The organism is Streptomyces sp. NPDC041200 (genome assembly GCF_055591805.1).
Genome location: NZ_JBVIZF010000005.1, coordinates 1 through 19,611, shown reverse-complemented (window position 1 = coordinate 19,611; position 19,611 = coordinate 1). Strand labels below are relative to the sequence as shown.

Sequence of the window (19,611 nt, the reverse complement as noted above, 5' to 3'; positions counted from 1 at the left end):
GGTGGAGGGCGTCCGCGTGGCACGGCCGACCGCGCCTCTGCCGCACCGTACGCTGTCTTGACAACGACGCGTATCGTCCGCCACCCGATCAGCGGTCGTGACGCGAGCCACGATATGGACGGGCTCAAGCGGATCACAGTCCTCCGTCGTATCCTGCTCGGACGAAACGCTACGCGAGCCCCGGCACGGCACCACCAGCACGCCTCCGGAACAAGAGCTCGTCCAATATTTCCGGAGACCGTAAGCACGCCCGCAGGGGCATACGGCCGTTCGATTGGGGAAGCACGTGGCCGGGCGTATCGAGGACTACGCACTCATCGGTGATATGCAGACCGCCGCTCTCGTCTGTAAGGACGGGACGGTCGACTGGCTGTGCCTGCCGCGCTTCGACTCCCATGCCGTCTTCGCCGGTCTGCTCGGCACCGAGGAGCACGGCTTCTGGCGGCTGGGACCCGCCCACACCGCCGGAAGCGAGCCCCCGACCGCCGACCGCCGCCGCTACCGGGGCGACTCGCTCGTCCTGGAGTCGGAGTGGGACACCCCGCGCGGCACGGTCCGCGTGATCGACTTCATGCCGCCACGGGACGGCGCCCCGCAGCTGGTGCGCATCGTCGAGGGGGTCAGCGGCCGGGTGCCGATGCGCTCCAGCCTGCGGATGCGCTTCTCGTACGGATGGGTCGTGCCGTGGGTGCACAAGGTGGACTCGCGGACGGTCGCCGTCGCCGGTCCCGACTCGGTGTGGCTGGACACCGAGATCGACACCTTCGGCAAGGACCTCACCACCTACGCCGACTTCACGGTGGCCCCCGGCGACCGGATCGCCTTCACGATCAGCTGGCAGCCCTCGCACAAGGAGCAGCCCGCCCTGCCCGAGCCGGAGGCCGCGCTGGAGGCGACCGAGGCCTTCTGGCGGGAGTGGGTCGAGCACTGCACGTACCACGGCCCCTACCGGGACGCGGTCGTCCGCTCGCTGATCACCCTCAAGGCGCTCACCTACGCCCCCACCGGCGGCATCGTCGCGGCGCCCACCACCTCGCTGCCGGAGGAGATCGGCGGCGTACGGAACTGGGACTACCGCTTCACCTGGCTGCGGGACGCGGCGATCACCCTGTCCTCCCTGCTGCGCACCGGCTACCGCGAGGAGGCGCGCGCCTGGCGCGAATGGCTGCTGCGCGCGGTCGCGGGCGACCCGGAGAACCTGCAGATCATGTACGGCATCGCGGGTGAGCGGGAGCTGTCCGAGGCCGAGCTGACCTGGCTGCCCGGCTACGAGAACTCCCAGCCGGTCCGGGTCGGCAACGGCGCGGCGGGCCAGCTCCAGCTGGACGTCTACGGCGAGGTCACCGAGGCGCTGCACCTCGCCCATATGACCGGCCTCGCCCGCAACGACTACGCGAGCGTGCTCCAGCTCAAGCTGATCCGCTACCTGGAGGAGCACTGGGACGAGCCCGACGAGGGCATCTGGGAGGTGCGCGGCCCGCGCCGCCACTTCGTGCACTCCAAGGTGATGGCCTGGGTCGCCGTCGACCGCACCGTCAAGCTGATCGAATCGGGCGACGTGGACGGCCCGTTGGACCGCTGGCGCGATCTGCGCGACGAGATCCACCGCGATGTGTGCGAGAAGGGCTACGACGCCGAGCGCAACACCTTCACGCAGTCCTACGGCTCCAAGGAGCTGGACGCCTCGCTGCTGCTCATCCCGCAGATGGGCTTCCTGCCGCCGGACGACAAGCGGGTCATCGGCACCATCGAGGCGATCCAGCGCGAGCTGTCCACCTCCGACGGCTTCGTGATGCGCTACCCGACCGCGGGCGAGGACGCGGGCGTGGACGGTCTGGAGGGTGACGAAGGCGCCTTCCTCGCCTGCTCGTTCTGGCTCGCCGACGACCTCGCGATGATCGGCCGGGTGGACGAGGCGCGCAGGCTCTTCGAGAAGCTGCTCGGGCTCCGCAACGACTTGGGCCTGCTGGCCGAGGAGTGGGACCCCCGCCTCCAGCGCCAGGTGGGCAACTTCCCGCAGGCGTTCAGCCATGTCCCCCTGATCGACACCGCCCTGCGCCTGACCGCCTCCGGCGCGTACGGCGGCTGACGCTGCCGCCAAGCTCCGCCTCGCCGACGACGTCGCCATCCTCACCGACCTCGTCGGCACCCCCACCGAACTGGCCGACCACCAGGCCGGTGTGGACATCGGCGGCGGCATCATCTCCGACGGGAAGATCTACTTCGGCGAGCGGGCGGTCGTCGCGGAGTATGCTGCACTGACGGGAGTGAACTTCGCGAAGGGCATGGTCAAATACGACATGCATCCGTCGTTCCTGGAAGAGTTCGTTGTGACGGTGGTCGCGGTGGCCCCCGTGGGAGCCCGGGTCGAGGCTGACGGCGTGCCCGGATTCATCGACCAGGTGAAGCATCCCTCGTGGTGGGACGAGAGCGTCGCACCGGCCCGGGTCGGCGACCAGCTGCACGTCGTCGTCCTGGACGCCTCCCGCGAACCGCCCCGGCTCAGCGCGCTGCGGCGGGACATCGACACCGCGCGGCGGCTGCGGGGCGCCGCCGGTCAGTGAGGCTCCCGCGGCCGTATTCCGAACATCTCTGAGCACGACGGACAGCCGGAACCGGATGGAAACACAAGGAACGATCACCGTGGGCCGGGCGCTGGACCTGCCCGCCCTGCGCCGCGGTCTCCCCGAGGTGGTGACCGGGGGCGACCTGCTGGACCGCCCGGTGCGGTGGGTGCACGCGGGGGAGGCGCCGAACATCGCCGCGCTCCTCAAGGGCGGCGAACTGCTGCTGACCACCGGTCTGGGTGTCGGCCCCCGCGCCGCCGAGCAGCGCGCCTTCGTCCGGCGGCTGGCCGAGCGCGGGATCGCGGCGCTGGTGGTGGAGCTGGGCCCGAGGTTCCGCACGCTGCCGGTGGCGGTGGTGGACGCGGCGCGCTCGTGCGGGCTGCCGCTGGTGCAGCTGCACCGCGAGGTGCCGTTCGTGGCGGTCACCGAGGAGATCCACACCGAGATCGTCAACGAGCACTACGCCCTGCTGCGCCAGGCCGACGTCGTCCACCACCAGGGCACCGAGGTGCTGCTGCGCGGCGGCGGAGTGCCGGAGCTGCTGCGGAACTTCGCGGAGTTCGCGGGAAATCCGGTGTTCCTGGAGACCCCCGACGGACGGCTGCTGTACGCGGCCGGGCCCGGGAGCGTACGCCCCGGCGCCACCGATCCGCTCCAGGCGTGGGAGGGGCTGCGGGGCCGCCACGCCGACCGGCGGCGGCCCGAGACGGCCGAGCCGCCCGAGCCTCCGGCGGGCAGTGTGCTGGCCGACGTGCCGGGCGGCGGCCAGGGGCCCGGCGCCGTACGGGCCCGGCTGGCCGTGCTGCCGGTGGCCGCGCCGCTCGCCCCGGTGCACCGCATCGCCGCCGAGCGGACCGCGGATCTGCTGGCGGTGGTGCTGCTGCGGGCGCGCCAGGACGAGGAACTGGCGGCGCGCGGCCGGGGCGACTTCCTCACCGATCTCGCGGAGGGGCGCGTCGAACCGGCGGACGCGCCCGCGCAGGCGCGGGTGCTGGGCTTCCGGCCGTCCGGTGACGGCCCGCTGCTGCCGATGGTGATGCGGCTCGCGGAGGACCCTCATCCGCTCAGCGGGGGCGGGCGCGGTCCCGCCACGGCCGGCGGCGCGGAAAGCTGGGCCGCGCTGGCCCACGCGCTGCGGGAGGAGCTGGCGGCGGTCGGCGTTCCGGTGCTGCTGGGCGTACGGCTGCCGGAGGGCCGGGTGCCGCTGCTGGCCGGACTGCGCGCCGCGTTGGACCGCGGCACGGTCGCGGCGCGCGTGGCGGCGGCCCTGCGGGCGGGGGTGGAGCGGGCCTGGCCCGACCGTCCCGCCGGGGTGCGTCCGCCGGTGGTGATCGCCGGGCTGGCGGCCGGATGGGACGCGGTCGGCGGCGAGCTGCGGCACGCGGCGGAGGCGGCGTACGCGGCGCACGGGCTGGCGGACCGCGACTGGTACGACGTCCGCAGTCTGGATGTCGACCTGTTGCTCTGGCGACTTCGTGAACACGGGGATCTGGCCGCCTTCGTCGACCGGGTGATCGGCCCCTTGCTCGCCCATGACCGCACCGCCCGCCCGCCGCTGGTGCCGACGCTGGAGGTCTATCTGCGGCACGCGGGCCGCAAGGCGGAGACGGCCCGCGCGCTGCACCTCAACCGCCAGACGCTGTACGACCGGCTGGCCCGGATCGCCCGGCTGCTCGGCACCGACCTGGAGGACCCTCAGACGGTGCTCGCCCTGGGGGTGGCCCTCCAGGCCAGACGCCATGTGCGGTGAGGCCGCCGGGAAGAGCGCCTAGAACGGGGTCAGGGTGAGCGTGATCCCGGTCGGGGCGGTGTCCTGGATGTACGACGCGAAGTCGGCCACGTCGTCGAAGGCGAAGCCGTACGCCTTGCCGTCGGCCGTGGCCGCGTGCATGGCCTTGGCGTAGTGGTGGGTGACCGGTTCCCCGTAGAAGGCGGCCGGGTCGGTGGTCGGCTGGGCGGCGGCGCTGTGCAGCGTGGTGCGGTTGAAGCCCGCGCCGAGGATGGCCGCGACCGGTCCCGTCGTACCGTCGTTGGGCGCGGCCAGGGCACCGTCGCAGAACAGCACGTCCTTGGTGGACGGCTTGTCGAAGGAGACCGCCGCCGGGCCGGTGAAGGCGAACTTCCCGCCGCTCACCCGGCCGGTGAAGGTGCCCGCGTTGGTCGTCACCTTGAGGTCCTTCGATCCGTAGGTGTCCCAGACCCGGTCGATATAGGACGCGAAGTAGTCCTGCGGGAACAGCCCCGCGCCCAGGCCGTGGCCGGGCGCGATGACCCGCAGATCGTCCCCGATGACCAGCGGCTTGTAGGCCTCGACCACGCGGAGGTCGGAGAAGATCCGGGCGCGGGCGCCGTCCTTGAGGGTGCCGGTCGTCTGGTCCTTGGCGCCGGTGAGGCGGATGGCGAGCGGGACGCTGAACATGTCGACCATGGTGGTGTTGCAGAACATCCCGGCCGCGTTGAAGGTGAACTCCGCGCAGTCGTGCATGACCTGGTAATTCGGGTCGCCGGACACCCAGCCCGCCGGGTACTGCAGCGCGGCCTTGCCCGCCCCGTCCGCCACCACCTTGAACTTGAGCTTCGCGCCCAGCGCGACATAGATCCGGCCCGACATGCGCGGCAGCGTCAGCTTGGTGTCGCCGCTTCCCGAGAGCGGGATGGCGTAGTCGGTGAAACCGTCCGCGCCGTTGTCGGAGAGCGCGATGGGGGCGAGCTTTCCGTCGGGGGTGACGCGGACCTGCTGGTTGTCGGCGTTGCCGACGATGTAGAGCCATACCGACGCGTTGCCGAACTGGCCGGTCTTGTTGACGACCGTGAGGGGAAGCGTCTCGGCACGCGCCAGGCGCTGCGCCGCGCCGGCGCGACCGCCGCCGATCGTGAGGCCGGTACCCGCGGCAGCGGCGGATGCGGCGATTCCACCCAGCAGCATTCTGCGTGTGATCATGACAATGCACTCCTCGGCGTAGTGGGGGTTGCCGGGACATGACAGAAAAAGCGACACGAGGGAAGAAGCGCGCCGTCAGAGAGCGCTCTCTCGGTCCACCGCGCAGAACCCTGCCGATCAGCGCCCGGGGGCGTCAACCCCCTACGCACAGAAAGGTCTGCACCAATTCGTCGTAGACGCTGAGGACATGGGCCACCGTGTCGTCCTCCGTCGGCCACTGAGCGGTCCGCGCCCGCCCCGCCGTGACCAGCTCCGCGCGGCGCCCGGGGTCGGCCAGCAGCCGGATCACCGCGTCGGCCAGGGCGCCGGAGTCGCCGTACGGGACGAGTTCGGCGGCCTCCCCCACCAGTTCGGGCACCCCGCCCACCGCCGTGGCGACCAGCGGCACGCCCGCGTGCAGCGCCTCCTGGGCCAGCAGCGAGCGCGCCTCCCAGCGACTGGACAGCACCGCCACATCGGCGACGGCCAGCAGCCCCGGTACGTCGTCCCGGCGGCCGAGCAGCCGCACCGGGAGCCCTTCCGTATCGATCCGGCGCTGCAACAGCGCACGGTCCGGCCCCTCGCCCGCGATCGCCAGCAGCGGCGGCGGGTCCAGGGAGCGCCAGGCACGCGCCGCGTCCAGCAGCGCGCCGTGGCCCGTGGCGGCGTCCAGGCGGCCGACCGCGAGCAGCAGGGCCCTGTCTACCGCGCCCAGGTCCGCGCGCGCCTTCTGGCGGGCGCCGTCGTCCGTCTCGGGCGCGGGGCGCGGCGCGGGCACCGCGACCGGCGCGAGCCGCGCGTCGCGCGCCCCTCGGTCACGGGCCCACGCCACCAGGTCCGAGGACGCGCCCAGCACGACCGCCGCGGCCCGCGCCACCCGCCGCTCCATCAGCCGTACGAGGTGGGCCCGCGCCCCGTCGGCCTCCGCCCTGGTGTGCCAGGTGACGACGAGCGGAATGCCCCGGCCGCGCAGCGCGAGCGCGGCCAGCAGACCGGGCCGCAGCCCGTGCGCGTGCACCAGCCCCGCGCCGACGCAGGCGGTACGGAGGGACGCGACGCTCCCCGCGTCCGTACGGCCGTCGAGCGGGGCGAACCTGGCTCCCGCCTCCGTGAAGCCGTACCCCTCCTCAGCGTTCCGGGGCCCGCAGACGGTCACCCGCAGCCCGCGCGCCACCAGCCCGGCCGACAGCGACCGCACATGCACCCCGCTGCCCGAACTGCCGCCGCCCAGCACCTGAACGGCGTGCAGCGACGGCTGCCCGTGCGGCGGGACCGGGGTGTTGCTCACGGTACTGCTCACTCGGGCGGAGCTCCTGGGGCGGTGGCGGAGGTGCGGTTGCTGCGATGCGCGTACTGCGCCAAGAATGCCAGCCTTCGCGGTGCGCGCGCCGCAACGTTCCCATGCCACGCCCGCCCAGCGCTCGCCCGTACGTCCGCAACACCACCCATATGGGTGATCCCACGCGATTCCCCACGACCGACCCCGGCCAGAGCCCTAGGAGCTGCCCCAAAACCCCGCCGGGACCGGCCCAGGACCGGACCCCGGCCCCGCCGGACCACAGCGGGAGCCCCGCAGAAGTCCAGGCCCCGACGGGCCAGGGCTGGGCCCGGTTCGGGGAGGGGCGGGGTGGGGAAAGCGGCCCCGGTCAGCGGCCCGCGCAGGACAGGGCGGGCCCCCGGTCAGCACCCGCGCAGGGCGGGGCGGCCCCCGTCAGCGGGCCGTGCGGGCCGCTTCCAGTAGTTCCTCCGCGTGGGCGCGGGCCAGCTCCGAGTCCTCCTGGCCCGCCAGCATCCGGGACAGCTCCCGGACCCGGTCCTCGCCCTCCATGGCCTTCACCCCGCTGCGCGTCACCGCCCCGTCGTTCGTCTTCTCCACCACCAGATGCCGGTCCGCGAACGCGGCGACCTGCGGCAGGTGGGTGACGACCACCACCTGGGCGGAGCGGGCGAGCCGGGCCAGGCGGCGGCCGACCTCGACCGCGGCCTTGCCGCCGACGCCCGCGTCCACCTCGTCGAAGAGATACGTCGGTACGGGGTCGGAGCCCGCGAAGACGACCTCGACCGCGAGCATCACCCGGGACAGCTCACCGCCCGAGGCGCCCTTGGCGATGGGGCGCGGCGGTGCGCCGGGGTGGGGGGCGAGGAGCAGCTCGACCTCGTCGGCGCCGTGCGGACCGTACGTCACCGCCCGTCCGCCGACCTCGACTCCGGACGCCTCGTCCGCGGCCTCGGTCTGCCGGATCGCGAACGTCACCCGGGCGTGCGGCATCGCGAGGGAGGCCAGTTCCTCGGTGACGGCCTCGGCGAAGCGCGCCGCGGCCTCCGTACGGGCGTCGGTGAGCGCCTGGGCCAGCCCGCCCAGGTCGGCGCGGAGCGCGTCGCGTTCGGCGGTCAGTTCGCCGATGCGGTCGTCGTCGCCGTCCAGTTCGGCGAGCCGGACGGCGCCCTGTTCGGCCCAGGCCAGCACATCGCTGATGCTCTCGCCGTACTTGCGGGTCAGCTGGGCCAGCGCGGCGCGGCGCTCCTCGACGGCGGAGAGCCGCAGCGGGTCGGCGTCCAGATCGTCGGCGTACCCGGCCAGTTCACCGGCCACGTCGGACAGCAGGATGCCCACCTCGCCGATGCGGTCGGCGAGCCCGGCGAGGGCGGGGTCGTGGGAGCGGACCGCCTCCAGGGCGCGGTGCGCGCCGCCGACGAGGGTGGCGGCGTCCACGCCCTCGGGGTCCTCCGGGTTGCCCGCGAGGGCGGTGTGCGCGAGGGCGGCGGCGGACGCGAGCGCTTCGGCGTGGCCCAGCCGCTCGGCCTCGGCGGCGAGTTCGTCGTCCTCGCCCGCCCGCGGCTCGGCGGCGGCGACCTCTTCCAGGCCGAAGCGCAGCAGGTCGGCCTCCTGCTCCCGCTCGCGCGCCCGCGTGGTCAGCTCGTCCAGTTCGGCGGCGACGGCGCGCAGCCGCCGGTAGGCGCCCGCGTACTTCTCCAGCGGCCCGGCGACGGCGGCGCCCGCGTACCGGTCCAGCGCCTGGCGCTGCCGGGCGGGCCGCATCAGGCCCTGCTGGTCGGTCTGGCCGTGGACGGCCACCAGGTCGTCGGCCAGCTCCCCGAGCAGCCCCACCGGCACGGACCGGCCGCCGACGTGGGCGCGGGAGCGTCCTTCGGCGGAGAGGGTACGGCTGATCAGCAGCGCCCCGTCGTCGAGTTCGGCCCCCGCCTCCTCGGCCCGTACCGCGACGGACGAGCGGGCGTCGACCGTGATCCGGCCCTCGACGACCGCCGCCTTGGCGCCGATCCGCACCAGGGCGGCGTCGGCGCGGCCGCCGAGCAGCAGCCCGAGACTGGTGACGACCATGGTCTTGCCCGCGCCGGTCTCGCCGGTTACCGCGGTGAAGCCGGGTGACAGCTCGACTACGGCATCGTCGATGACACCCAGGGCACGTATCCGCATCTCCTCCAGCACGTGCAAGACCATACGAGGTTTACCGGCCACCTCGCGACGGCCACCCCCGGGGACGGCCGCACCGTCGCTCCGGGTGATCGCCCGGTGGCCGCGCCACCTCGCCTTCCGCGCCGGGGAGGACTGACGGACGTACCCCCTCGAAAGGGTTTTCCCGGGCCCTCCCCCAGTAGCGCGAGCCCTCCCCCGGCAGCGGGCGGGCGGCTAGTGCGGCGCCCCGCGCCAGCCCGCCACCGGCAGCGCGAACTTCGCCACCAGCCGGTCGGTGAACGACGCGTGGTGCAGCCGGGCCAGCCGGACCGGCACCGCTCCCCTGCGCACCTCCACCCGCGCCCCGGCGGGCAGCTCCACGGTACGGCGCCCGTCGCACCACAGCACCCCGTGCGGGGTCTGCGGCTGCACCTCGACCGCGAGCACCGACTCCGGCGTCGTCACCAGCGGCTTCGCGAACAGTGCGTGCGCGCTGATCGGGACCATCAGCAGCGCCTCGACCTCGGGCCACACCACCGGGCCACCGGCCGAGAAGGCGTACGCCGTCGAGCCGGTCGGGGTCGCGCACACCACACCGTCGCCGCCGAAGCGGGAGACCGGGCGGCCGTCGACCTCGGTGACGACCTCCAGCAGCCGCTCGCGCGCCGCCTTCTCCACCGATGCCTCGTTCAGTGCCCAGTCGGTGTGCACGATGTGCCCGTCGTTGCGGACCAGCACATCGATGGTCATGCGCTCCTCGACCTCGTACTGGCGGCTCACCACCCGGTCCACGACCTTGTCCAGGTCATCCCGCTCGGCCTCGGCCAGGAAGCCGACCCGGCCCAGGTTGACGCCGAGCATCGGCACGCCGGAGATACGCGAGAACTCGGCGCCGCGCAGCAGCGTCCCGTCCCCGCCGAGCACGACCAGCAGTTCACAGCCGTCGAGCACGTCACGGCCCGCGTCGACCAGTTCGACCTCGGGCGGCAGCGGCAGGTCCGCGGCCTCGGCGGCGAGCACCCGCACGCCGATGCCGCTGCGCACCAGCCCCTGGACGACGAGTTCGGCGCTGCGGATGGCCGCCGGGCGGCCGGTGTGCGCGAGGAGGAACACGGTGCGGTCAGCGGTTGACTCCGGCGTCGGCTTGAACGCTGCCTCCGCCGCCGACTCCGCCTTTGCCGCTGCTTCTGAAGTGGTCAACTGGGCCCCTCCGCCACTGCACGGTCAACATCGTCCGGGTCCAGTGCCGGCGCCCCGGCGCGCATCCACAAAAAGTACTCGACGTTCCCCGACGGTCCCGGCAGCGGGCTGGCGGTCACGCCGAGTACACCCAGCCCCAGGTCCGCCGCCTGATGAGCCACCGTCCGCACCGCCTCGGCACGCAGCTCGGCGCTGCGGACGACACCGCCGCTGCCGAGCCGCTCCTTGCCGACCTCGAACTGGGGCTTGACCATCAGCACCAGGTCGGCGTCGGGCGCGGTGCAGCGCACCAGGGCGGGCAGTACCAACCCGAGCGGAATGAAGGAGAGATCTCCGACGACAAGGTCCACGGGCTCGCCTCCCATCTGCTCCGGCGTCAGCTCGCGTACGTTCGTACGGTCGAGAACGGTCACGCGTTCATCACTTTGCAAAGACCATGCAAGTTGCCCATAGCCGACGTCCGCGGCGACGACATGGGCGGCGCCCGCCCGCAGCAGGACATCGGTGAAGCCGCCGGTCGACGCCCCCGCGTCCAGCGCCCGCCGCCCGGCGACGGTCAGCCCGGAACCGGAGACCGGGGTGGGGTCCGTGGTCCGGCCCGGCCCCCCGCGGTACTCCTCGCTGAAGGCGTACAGGGCGCCCGCGAGCTTGTGGCCGCCGCGCGAGACATAGTCCGGATCGCTGTCGTCCTTGGTCACGACGACCGCCGCACTGGTCTCGACCTGCGTGGCGGCCTTGGTCGCGGTGGCCCCGCCGACGGTCACCCGGCCCGCCGCGATCAGCTGGCTCGCGTGCTCACGCGAGCGGGCCAGCTTGCGGCGCACCAGCTCCGCGTCGAGTCGTACGCGTCGTGGGCGGGTCACTGCCACGGGTGGTTCAGCTCCTGGGGTCGGTGTTATGAGGAGGGGCGGGCGGGGCCGGAGGTCCGGGCCGCCGGTCGAGTGCCGTCAGCGTGTCGCGCAGGCCCTGGTGCACATCCTCGTACACCTCCAGATGGCCGCTCACCGGGAGGTCGTCCGCGTCGGCCAGCCGGTCGAGCCGTGCGTCGACATCGGGGACGCCGGTGGGCGTACGGGCGACACCGAGCGGAGCCGGACCGGTGGGCCCGGACGGCGCCTCCGCGGGCGCTTCGGGCGGCCCGGGGGCCGCGTCGGCAGGCTCCGGTTCCGGCTCTGACCCGGGCCGTCCGCCCGGCATGGGCTCACTCATGCCCCCGACGCTACCGCGAAGCGCACGTTCTCCGACGGGGCACGACCTGCGGTACCGTCGTCGGCGATGGCCACCTTGGAACAGTGCCGCGACGCACTCGACAAACTGGCGGAGAACCTCGCGGGCGCGAACGGGAACCTCCGCAGCGCCGCCGCGCTCGATCGCTCCGTGAGCTGCTGGATCACCGACCTCGACACGACCTTCCTCGGCCGTCTCGTGGACAGCCGCATCGAGGACGTGACGACCGCGTCCGGCCCGCCCGCCGAGCGCGCGCAGATCCGGCTGGCGATGTCCGGCGACGACCTGGTGGCCCTGGTCGACGGCGGGCTGCACTTCGCCCGGGCCTGGGGCAGCGGCCGGGTCAAGCTGGAGGCCGGACTGCGCGACCTGCTGCGGCTGCGGAAGCTGCTCTAGGACCTACGCGTCCACCGGCGTCTTCGCGTCGGCGTCCGATTCCCTGGCCTTCCGGGACTGGCGGGCGGCCGGTATCACCAGCGGGGTCCCCGTCTCCGGGTCGTCGATGACCTGACAGCGCAGCCCGAAGACCCGCTCCACCAGCTCCGCCGTGACGATGTCCCCCGGCGCACCCTCCGCGACGATCTCACCGTCCCGCATCGCGATCAGGTGCGTGGCGTAACGGGCGGCGTGGTTCAGGTCGTGCAGCACCGCGACGAGGGTGCGGCCCTGCTCCTCGTGGAGCTGGGCGCACAGGTCGAGGACATCGATCTGGTGCTGGATGTCCAGGTACGTCGTGGGCTCGTCCAGGAGCAGCAGCGGGGTCTGCTGGGCGATGGCCATGGCGATCCACACCCGCTGGCGCTGCCCGCCGGACAGTTCGTCGACATAGCGGTCCCCCAGCTCGGCCACGCCGGTCGCCGCCATCGACTCCTGGACGATCCGCTCGTCCGTCTCCGACCACTGCCGCAGCAGCCCCTGGTGCGGGTAGCGGCCACGGGCGACGAGGTCGGCGACGGTGATCCCGTCCGGGGCGATGGAGGACTGCGGCAGCAGACCGAGGGTGCGGGCGACCTTCTTGGCGGGCAGCGAACCGATCGCCTCCCCGTCCAGCAGCACCGACCCCGCCGTCGGCTTGAGCATCCGGGACAGGGCGCGCAGCAGGGTCGACTTGCCGCAGGCGTTGGGGCCCACGATCACCGTGAACGAGTGGTCGGGGACGGTGACCGACAGGCCCTCGGCGACGGTGCGCCGGTCGTACGCGAGGGTCAGCCCCTCGGCGGTGAGCCGCTGCCGGTCCGTCGTCTTGTCGCTGGTGCTGTTGCTGCTGGAAGCCACGGTCTGCTTGGTGTCCTTTTCCCTGTAGCCCTTGTCGCCCTTACGAACCGTCATATCCGCGAAACCCTCATATCCGCCCCGCCTTGCGCTCGGTCACCAGCAGCCACAGCAGATAGGCGCCGCCCAGCATCCCGGTCAGCACACCGACCGGCAGCTGGTCGGCGCCGAAGGCCCGCTGCGCGGACCAGTCGGCGGTGACCAGCAGGGCCGCGCCCATCCAGGCCGAAGGGAGCAGCTGGGGCCCGGCCGAACGGGTGAGCTTGCGGGCCAGCTGCGGGGCGACCAGCGCCACGAAGGCGACGGGCCCGGCGGCGGCCGTGGCGGCGGCGGTCAGCAGGACGCCCGCGAACATGAGGACCAGCCGGGTCCGTTCGACCCGCACCCCGAGGGCGTACGCGCTGTCGTCGCCCATCTCCAGCATCCGCAGCCCCCGCGCCTGCCCGAGGATCACGGGCAGCAGGACCGCGCAGACGCAGGCCAGCGGCCAGACCTGGCCCCAGTCGCGGCCGTTGAGCGAACCGGTCAGCCACACCACCGCGCGGGTGGCGTCGGGAAGGTCGGCCTTGGTGAGCAGATAGCCGTTGACGGCGGCGAGCATCGCGGAGGTGCCGACGCCGACCAGCACCAGCCGGTAGCCGTGGACGCCCCGCCGCCAGGCCAGCGCGTAGACCCCGACCCCGGTCAGCAGACCGCCGCAGATGGCGCCGACGGCGACCTCGGCCGGATTGCCCTGGAAGAGGACGATCACGGCGAGCGCCCCGGCCGCCGAGCCCTGTCCGAAGCCGATCACATCCGGACTGCCCAGCGGATTGCGGGAGATGGACTGGAAGACCGCTCCGGCCAGCCCGAGGGCCGCGCCGACCAGCAGCCCGACCAGGACGCGCGGCAGCCGCAGGTCGTGGACGATGAAGTCCTGGGCCATGGTGCCGTTCCCGGCCAGGGAGCGGAGCACATCGCCGGGGGCCATGGGGAAGTCGCCGGTACCGATCAGGACCACGCTCATCGCCAGCGCCACGGCGAGCAGCAGCAGCCCCACGACCGCGCTGCGCACGTCCAGGCGCAGCGAGAGGCCGCCGGCGCGCAGCGTGACTCCGCTCGTCCTGGGCATGTTGCGCTTGCTCGCGTTCACAGTTGGGCCATCCTTCGGCGGCGTACGAGGTAGAGGAAGACGGGTCCGCCGACGAGCGCGGTGACGACGCCGACCTGGAGTTCGGCGGGCCGGGCGACGACCCGCCCGATCACATCGGAGCCCAGCAGCAGAACGGGCGACAGCAGGGCGGCGTACGGCAGTGTCCAGCGCAGATCAGGGCCGGTGAGCGCCCGGACCAGGTGCGGAACCATCAGCCCCACGAAGGCGATCGGCCCGCAGGCGGCGGTCGCGGCCCCGCACAGCAGGGTGACGGCCAGCATGGACATCGCCCGGGTGCGGGCCAGGTTGGTGCCGAGCGCGCGGGCCGTGTCGTCGCCGAGCGCCACCGCGTTCAGCGAACGGCCGAGCAGCAGCGCCAGCACCGCGCCGACCAGGAGGAACGGTGCCACCTGCCGGACCACGGTCATGTTGGCGGAGGCCAGCGAACCGACCGTCCAGAAGCGCATCTTGTCCAGCGCCGCACTGTCCAGCAGCTGTACGGCGTTGATGTAGCCGTAGAGCGCCGCGTACACGGCCGTACCGGCGAGCGCGAGCCGCACCGGGGTGGCGCCCCGGCTGCCGCCGAGCGCGTACACCAGCACGGAGGCGATGGCGGTGCCGAGGAAGGCGAACCACACATAACCGGTCAGGGAGGTGACGCCGAGAAAGCTGATCGCCGAGACGACGGCGGCGGACGCGCCCGCGTTCAGCCCCAGCAGCCCGGGGTCGGCGAGCGGGTTACGGGTGAGGGCCTGGATGACCGCGCCCGCGAGCCCGAGGCCGACGCCCACGAGCAGCCCGAGAAGGGTGCGCGGCACCCGTACGTCCTTGATCACCACATCGGTGTCGCTGCCGGTGTACGCGAACAGCCCGTGCCAGACGTCCCCCAGCGCGATGGGCTTGGAGCCGATCGCGATGCTGGCGGCCACGACGGCCAGCAGCACGCAGAGGGAGACGACGAGCCCGACCGCTCGGCGCGCGGTGTGCTGGCAGGGTGGCGGGGCCGCCGTATCGGTCGCTGTCTCGGGTCCGGCTTTCGCCGGACTGACCAGGGTCACGCGGAACTCCACCTCACAGCACGGCCGATCAAGACTTAGGTTAGGTTACCCTAAGCCTCGCCTGTGATACCCGAGCGGGCCTCACCCCTCCGGCCACATCACCCCAGGCCCCGGCCGTGTCACGCCCCCGAGCGACTCGGGGGCGGTTCGGGGCGGTTCCGGGCGGCTCACAGCCCCAGCCGAGCCAACGCCTTCCCCGCGTCCGCGCCGCTCACACCCTCCCCCGCCTCGTTCCAGGCGGCGGCGCACAACGCCCGCAGCCCGTCCAGCGGCTCAGCGCCGTCCCCGTCCAGCAGCAGGACGCCGTCGCCCGCCCGCGCCGTCCAACCGCCGCACCGGAAGCCCCCGTCGACGCGCTCGACCACCGGCTGAGGCGTCAGCAGCCCCCGCAGGTCGCGGTCCACATAGGCGGGCCGGTACTTCGGCTCAGCGGCCAGCAGCTGCGCCGGGGTCGTCACCCCGGTCAGTACGAGGAGCGAGTCGACCCCGCCCGCGTACGCACCCTCGATGTCGGTGTCCAGCCGGTCCCCCACCACCAGCGGCCGCCGGGCCCCGGTCCGCAGGATCGTCTCGCGGTGCATCGGCGGCAGCGGCTTCCCCGCGACCTGCGGGTCCTGGCCCGTGACGATCCGTACGACCTCCACTCCCGCGCCGTTGCCCGGCGCGATCCCGCGGCCGCTCGGAATCGTCAGATCCGTGTTGGACGCGTACCACGGCACCCCGCGCGCCACCGCGTAGCCCGCCTCCATCAGCCGCGACCACGGCATGTCCGGTCCGCCGTACCCCTGGACCACCGCCGCCGGAGCGTCCTCGGCGGACTCCACCGGCAGCAGCCCGCGCTCGCGCAGCGCCACCCGCAGCCCCTCCCCGCCGATCACCAGCACCCGCGCACCCTGCGGCAGCTGCTCGGAGATCAGTCGGGCCACGGCCTGCGCCGAGGTGATCACGTCCTCGGCCCCGGCGGGCACCCCGAGCCGGGTCAGATGCTCGGCGACGGTCTGTGGTGTGCGCAGCGCGTTGTTGGTCACGTACGCCAGCCGCATCCCGCCGTCCCGCGCGGTGCCGAGCGACTCCACGGCGTACACGATGGCCTCGCCACCCGCGTACACCACCCCGTCGAGGTCCAGCAGCGCGGTGTCGTACGCCTCGTTCAGCGGCTGCTCACTGCCCTCGGGCGCGATCCGGACGGTCTGGTTCATGGGGGGCCACTCTCCTCGCGATCCATGCGTTCTCCCCCCGATCATGGCTCATCGACGACCGGGGCATAACATTCTCTAATGAGCACTTCAGGGCCTGGCGGGCAAGGTCTCCAGCTCACCCCCTTCCGGGGGCTGCGCTACGTCGCGGAACAGGTCGGCAGTCTCGCCGCCGTCACCTCACCGCCCTACGACGTGGTCGTACGGCCCGATGGTCTGCGCGAACTCGAGACGGCCGATCCGTACAACATCGTCCGGCTCATCCTCCCGCAGGCCGGGACCCCCGCCGACCGCCACCGGCAGGCCGCCGACACACTCCGTCGCTGGCAGGCCGACGGCGTCCTCGCGCCCGATCCCGAACCGGCCCTGTACGTCTACGAACAGCGCGACAGCCACGTCCTCCAGCGCGGGCTGATCGGCGCCCTGCGGCTGAGCCCGCGCGAGGAGGGCATCGTCCTCCCGCACGAGGAGGTCATGCCGCACATCGTCGAGGACCGCGCCGACCTGATGCGCGCCACCGCGGCCAACCTGGAACCCCTGCTGCTCGCCTATCGCGGCAACGGCGGTGGTGCGGACGGGGGCGGCGCCGCCGGGGTCATCGAACGCGCCATCCAGCACGAGCCATTGCTCTCCACCACCACCGAGGACGGCTTCGACCACCATCTGTGGCGGGTCACCGACCCGTCCGACCTGGTCGCGGTCGCCGCCGACCTCCGCAACCGCCAGGCCCTCATCGCCGACGGCCACCACCGCTGGGCCACCTATCTGCGGCTGCGCGAGGAACGGCCCGAGCCCGGGCCCTGGGACTTCGGCCTCGTCCTCCTCGTCGACACCACCCGCTACCCGCTCCGGGTCCGGGCCATCCACCGACTGCTGCGCCACCTCCCGGTGGCCGAAGCGCTGGCCACGGCCAGCACCGCCTTCCGGGTACGGACGGTCGACGGCCCGCTGCCCCGCGCCCTGGACGCCCTCGCGGAGGCGGCCAGCGCACCGGACGGGCGGAACGCGTTCCTCCTCGCGGGCGACGGCGGTTTCCACCTGCTCGACCGGCCCGACCCCGGGCTGCTAGCCCGTACGGTCCCCGAGGGACGGCCCGAGGCCTGGCGGACGCTGGACGCGACCGTCCTGCACTCGCTGCTCCTGGACCACCTCTGGCGGATCCCGGACAGCGCCGAGCACATCGGCTACATCCACAACGCGGAAGCGGCCGTCGAACAGGCGGAGCGGCACGGCGGCACGGCGGTGCTCATGCATCCGGTGTGCGAGGAGGTCGTCCACGAGCTGGCGCGTCAGGGGGTCGCCATGCCGCGCAAGTCGACGTCCTTCGGGCCGAAGCCCGCCACCGGGCTGGTGCTGCGCAGCCTCACCCTGGGCTGAGCCGCGCGGAGATACGAAGAGGGCGGAGCCCCGGCCGGGGGTGGTGGCCGGGGTTCCGCCCTCAGGCATCAGCTGCGGTCGCTGTCCTCGGCCGCTGCGGTTTCCACGGCCTCTTCGGCCTCTTCGGTTTCCGCGGTCTCCTCAGCGACCTCGGTCTCCTCGGCGACCTCCGCGACCTTCTCGGCGTCGTCGACATCGTCGGCGGCGGCGACCTCGGTCTCCTCGGTCTCCTCGGCGGCCTCAGCCTCGTCGGTGTCGAGCGCGTCCACGAACTCGACACCGTCCAGCTCCGCGAGCCGGTCGGAGGCGTCCGTGGTGCCGCCCTGGTCCGCCTCCAGAGCCTTCGCGAACCACTCCCGCGCCTCGTCCTCACGGCCGACGGCCAGCAGCGCGTCGGCGTAGGCGTACCGCAGTCGCGCGGTCCACGGCTGGATGGAGTTCGAGGCCAGCTCCTGGCTCTGCAGGGTGACGACGGCGGCGTCGGCCTGGCCCATGTCGCGCCGGGCACCGGCGGCCACCAGGCGCATCTCGACCTGCCCGGCACGGTCCAGCTTCTGCACCTCGGGCTCACCGGCCATGGCCAGCGCCCGCTCGGGACGGCCCATGCCTCGCTCGCAGTCGGCCATCACCGGCCACAGGTCGTTGTTGCCGGTCATACGGCGCGCGGCACGGAACTCCGCGAGCGCCTCCGAGTACTTCGCGACGGCGTACGACGCGAACCCGGCCGCCTCACGGACGGCGGCGACGCGGGAGGCGAGCCGCAGCGCGACGCGCGAGTACTGGTACGCCCGCTCCGGCTCCTCGTCCAGCAGCTTGGCGACCATGACGAGGTTCTTGGCGACATCCTCGGCAAGGGTCTTCGGCAGGCTCAACAGCTCCTGCCGCACGTCCTTGTCGATCTCATCGCCGGTGACGTCCTCGGGGATCGGCAGCCGCTTGATCGGCTCGCGGTCGCGGTCCCGGCTGCCGCGCTCATCGCGGTCGCGGCGGCCGTAGCCCCCGGACCGGTCGTCGCGCCCCCGCCCCTGGCCGCCACCGTACGGACGCCGAGACCCACGGTCGTCGCGCCCGCCACGGAAGCCGCCGCCACGGTCATCGTCGCGACGCGGCCCACGGGGCCGGTCATCACGCCGGTCGTCGCGCCGGAACCCGCCACGGTCATCACGGCGATCATCGCGCCGGTCATCGCGACGGTCATCGCGGCGGAAGCCACCACGATCGTCACGACGGTCATCACGGCGGTCGTCCCGACGGTCGTCCCTGCGGAAGCCACCACGGTCATCACGCCGATCGTCACGCCGGTCATCGCGCCGGAACCCGCCACGGTCATCACGCCGATCGTCACGACGGAACCCACCGCGATCATCACGCCGGTCATCACGACGGTCATCCCGGCGGAATCCGCCACGATCGTCGCGCCGATCATCACGACGGTCGTCACGCCGATCATCACGACGGTCATCGCGGCGGAACGGGGGCCGGTCGTCCCGGCGATCGAAGCCACCACGGGGCCGGTCACCACTGTCGTCACGGCGTCCGAACCCACCCGGACGTCCGCCACGGTCATCGTCACGGCGCGGCCCACGAGGCCGGTCATCGCGGCGGTCATCGCGCCTGAAACCACCACGGTCGTCACGACGGTCATCACGCCGATCGTCACGACGATCATCCCGGCGGAAGCCACCACGGTCATCGCGCCGGTCGTCACGACGGTCATCACGGCGATCGTCACGACGGAACCCACCCTGCGGACGGGAGCCACCGTCACGGTCGTCCCGACGCGGACCACGAGGGCGATCGTCACGCCGATCGTCACGCCGGTCGTCACGTCGATCATCGCGGCGGCCGTAGCCGCCACCGCCGGGGCGTCCACCGCGGTCGTCGTCGCGGCGCGGCCCACGAGGCCGGTCGTCACGACGGTCATCCCGCCGGTCGTCACGACGGAACCCACCCTGCGGACGGGAGCCACCGTCACGGTCGCGGCGCGGTCCGGAGTCGCGGAAGTCCCTCCGGTCGCCGCCGTCCCGGCGCCGCGGCTCGCGGTCTCCCCGGTCGTCGGAAGAGTTGGTGGACATCTACGTGACTCCTGTCTTCAGGTCAAAACAAAAAGGACCCCTGGTCCCAGCATGAACGCTGGGACCAGGGGTCCTCCAAAGATTGTTCGGCGGCGTCCTACTCTCCCACAGGGTCCCCCCTGCAGTACCATCGGCGCTGAAAGGCTTAGCTTCCGGGTTCGGAATGTAA

17 protein-coding genes and 1 rRNA gene are annotated in these 19,611 nt (G+C 73.1%); 5 read left to right on the top strand and 13 right to left on the bottom strand.

What is annotated here, in order from left to right; genetic code table 11:
* The first annotated feature begins 325 nt into the window (after positions 1-325).
* From ACZ6CL_RS15360 to ACZ6CL_RS15350, 3 genes are all read left to right on the top strand, one after another.
* The gene (locus tag ACZ6CL_RS15360; protein ID WP_468936785.1) at positions 326-2,089 is read left to right on the top strand and encodes a glycoside hydrolase family 15 protein; all 1,764 of its coding nucleotides are present in this window, start codon (positions 326-328) and stop codon (positions 2,087-2,089) included.
* Between the two features lie 91 nt (positions 2,090-2,180).
* Entirely contained in the window at positions 2,181-2,564 is a 384-nt protein-coding gene (locus ACZ6CL_RS15355) for a hypothetical protein (RefSeq protein WP_468936113.1), read from the top strand.
* A gap of 55 nt (positions 2,565-2,619) precedes the next feature.
* Positions 2,620-4,317, top strand: coding sequence for a PucR family transcriptional regulator (locus tag ACZ6CL_RS15350; RefSeq protein ID WP_468936111.1), 1,698 nt, complete (start codon positions 2,620-2,622; stop codon positions 4,315-4,317).
* Between the two features lie 18 nt (positions 4,318-4,335).
* Here the strand turns inward: ACZ6CL_RS15350 and ACZ6CL_RS15345 are convergent, their stop codons facing one another.
* From ACZ6CL_RS15345 to ACZ6CL_RS15320, 6 genes are all read right to left on the bottom strand, one after another.
* Entirely contained in the window at positions 4,336-5,508 is a 1,173-nt protein-coding gene (locus tag ACZ6CL_RS15345) for a glycoside hydrolase family 64 protein (RefSeq protein ID WP_468936109.1), read from the bottom strand.
* 133 nt (positions 5,509-5,641) lie between these two features.
* Positions 5,642-6,787, bottom strand: a complete 1,146-nt coding sequence (locus ACZ6CL_RS15340; protein WP_468936107.1) for a glycosyltransferase family 4 protein — start codon at positions 6,785-6,787, stop codon at positions 5,642-5,644.
* 411 nt (positions 6,788-7,198) lie between these two features.
* Positions 7,199-8,950: a DNA repair protein RecN gene (recN, locus tag ACZ6CL_RS15335; protein ID WP_468936104.1), complete on the bottom strand. Its 1,752-nt coding sequence runs from the start codon at positions 8,948-8,950 to the stop codon at positions 7,199-7,201.
* A gap of 189 nt (positions 8,951-9,139) precedes the next feature.
* Positions 9,140-10,105 (bottom strand): NAD kinase, encoded by a 966-nt coding sequence (locus ACZ6CL_RS15330; RefSeq protein WP_468936101.1) that lies wholly within the window; start codon positions 10,103-10,105, stop codon positions 9,140-9,142.
* Positions 10,102-10,968, bottom strand: coding sequence for a TlyA family RNA methyltransferase (locus ACZ6CL_RS15325; protein WP_468936783.1), 867 nt, complete (start codon positions 10,966-10,968; stop codon positions 10,102-10,104). The genes ACZ6CL_RS15330 and ACZ6CL_RS15325 overlap by 4 nt, the downstream gene beginning before the upstream one ends.
* A gap of 13 nt (positions 10,969-10,981) precedes the next feature.
* Entirely contained in the window at positions 10,982-11,314 is a 333-nt protein-coding gene (locus ACZ6CL_RS15320) for a hypothetical protein (RefSeq protein WP_468936098.1), read from the bottom strand.
* A 66-nt stretch (positions 11,315-11,380) separates the two neighbouring features.
* Here ACZ6CL_RS15320 and ACZ6CL_RS15315 point away from each other — a divergent pair, with 66 nt between their 5' ends.
* Positions 11,381-11,728, top strand: a complete 348-nt coding sequence (locus ACZ6CL_RS15315; protein ID WP_468936095.1) for a sterol-binding protein — start codon at positions 11,381-11,383, stop codon at positions 11,726-11,728.
* Between the two features lie 3 nt (positions 11,729-11,731).
* On the opposite strand, the gene ACZ6CL_RS15310 is transcribed toward ACZ6CL_RS15315, so the two are convergent.
* The 4 genes from ACZ6CL_RS15310 to ACZ6CL_RS15295 form a co-directional block, all read right to left on the bottom strand.
* Positions 11,732-12,661, bottom strand: a complete 930-nt coding sequence (locus tag ACZ6CL_RS15310) for an ABC transporter ATP-binding protein (RefSeq protein ID WP_468936093.1) — start codon at positions 12,659-12,661, stop codon at positions 11,732-11,734.
* A gap of 13 nt (positions 12,662-12,674) precedes the next feature.
* The gene (locus tag ACZ6CL_RS15305) at positions 12,675-13,715 is read right to left on the bottom strand and encodes a FecCD family ABC transporter permease (RefSeq protein ID WP_468936780.1); all 1,041 of its coding nucleotides are present in this window, start codon (positions 13,713-13,715) and stop codon (positions 12,675-12,677) included.
* A gap of 17 nt (positions 13,716-13,732) precedes the next feature.
* The gene (locus ACZ6CL_RS15300; protein WP_468936091.1) at positions 13,733-14,794 is read right to left on the bottom strand and encodes a FecCD family ABC transporter permease; all 1,062 of its coding nucleotides are present in this window, start codon (positions 14,792-14,794) and stop codon (positions 13,733-13,735) included.
* 167 nt (positions 14,795-14,961) lie between these two features.
* Positions 14,962-15,993 (bottom strand): HAD-IIA family hydrolase, encoded by a 1,032-nt coding sequence (locus ACZ6CL_RS15295; RefSeq protein WP_468936089.1) that lies wholly within the window; start codon positions 15,991-15,993, stop codon positions 14,962-14,964.
* A gap of 78 nt (positions 15,994-16,071) precedes the next feature.
* Between ACZ6CL_RS15295 and ACZ6CL_RS15290 the strand changes: the two genes are divergently transcribed.
* On the top strand, positions 16,072-17,367 hold the full coding sequence (locus ACZ6CL_RS15290; RefSeq protein WP_468936087.1) for a DUF1015 family protein: 1,296 nt from the start codon (positions 16,072-16,074) through the stop codon (positions 17,365-17,367).
* A gap of 68 nt (positions 17,368-17,435) precedes the next feature.
* Here the strand turns inward: ACZ6CL_RS15290 and ACZ6CL_RS15285 are convergent, their stop codons facing one another.
* From ACZ6CL_RS15285 to rrf, 3 genes are all read right to left on the bottom strand, one after another.
* Positions 17,436-18,254: a tetratricopeptide repeat protein gene (locus ACZ6CL_RS15285; protein ID WP_468936085.1), complete on the bottom strand. Its 819-nt coding sequence runs from the start codon at positions 18,252-18,254 to the stop codon at positions 17,436-17,438.
* Positions 18,236-19,306: a hypothetical protein gene (locus ACZ6CL_RS15280; protein WP_468936083.1), complete on the bottom strand. Its 1,071-nt coding sequence runs from the start codon at positions 19,304-19,306 to the stop codon at positions 18,236-18,238. Before ACZ6CL_RS15280 ends, ACZ6CL_RS15285 begins: the two co-directional genes overlap by 19 nt.
* A gap of 220 nt (positions 19,307-19,526) precedes the next feature.
* Positions 19,527-19,611 (bottom strand): 5S ribosomal RNA (gene rrf / locus ACZ6CL_RS15275); the annotation flags it as partial.

Excerpts from the sequence above, each read along its gene's own strand:
- ACZ6CL_RS15350 (WP_468936111.1), top strand. The coding sequence starts at position 2,620 with ATGGAAACACAAGGAACGATCACCGTGGGCCGGGCGCTGGACCTGCCC.
- ACZ6CL_RS15310 (WP_468936093.1), bottom strand. The coding sequence starts at position 12,661 with ATGACGGTTCGTAAGGGCGACAAGGGCTACAGGGAAAAGGACACCAAG.
- ACZ6CL_RS15315 (WP_468936095.1), top strand. The coding sequence starts at position 11,381 with ATGGCCACCTTGGAACAGTGCCGCGACGCACTCGACAAACTGGCGGAG.
- ACZ6CL_RS15295 (WP_468936089.1), bottom strand. The coding sequence starts at position 15,993 with ATGAACCAGACCGTCCGGATCGCGCCCGAGGGCAGTGAGCAGCCGCTG.
- ACZ6CL_RS15360 (WP_468936785.1), top strand. The coding sequence starts at position 326 with ATGCAGACCGCCGCTCTCGTCTGTAAGGACGGGACGGTCGACTGGCTG.
- ACZ6CL_RS15305 (WP_468936780.1), bottom strand. The coding sequence starts at position 13,715 with ATGCCCAGGACGAGCGGAGTCACGCTGCGCGCCGGCGGCCTCTCGCTG.
- recN (WP_468936104.1), bottom strand. The coding sequence starts at position 8,950 with ATGGTCTTGCACGTGCTGGAGGAGATGCGGATACGTGCCCTGGGTGTC.
- ACZ6CL_RS15290 (WP_468936087.1), top strand. The coding sequence starts at position 16,072 with ATGAGCACTTCAGGGCCTGGCGGGCAAGGTCTCCAGCTCACCCCCTTC.
- ACZ6CL_RS15345 (WP_468936109.1), bottom strand. The coding sequence starts at position 5,508 with ATGATCACACGCAGAATGCTGCTGGGTGGAATCGCCGCATCCGCCGCT.
- ACZ6CL_RS15320 (WP_468936098.1), bottom strand. The coding sequence starts at position 11,314 with ATGAGTGAGCCCATGCCGGGCGGACGGCCCGGGTCAGAGCCGGAACCG.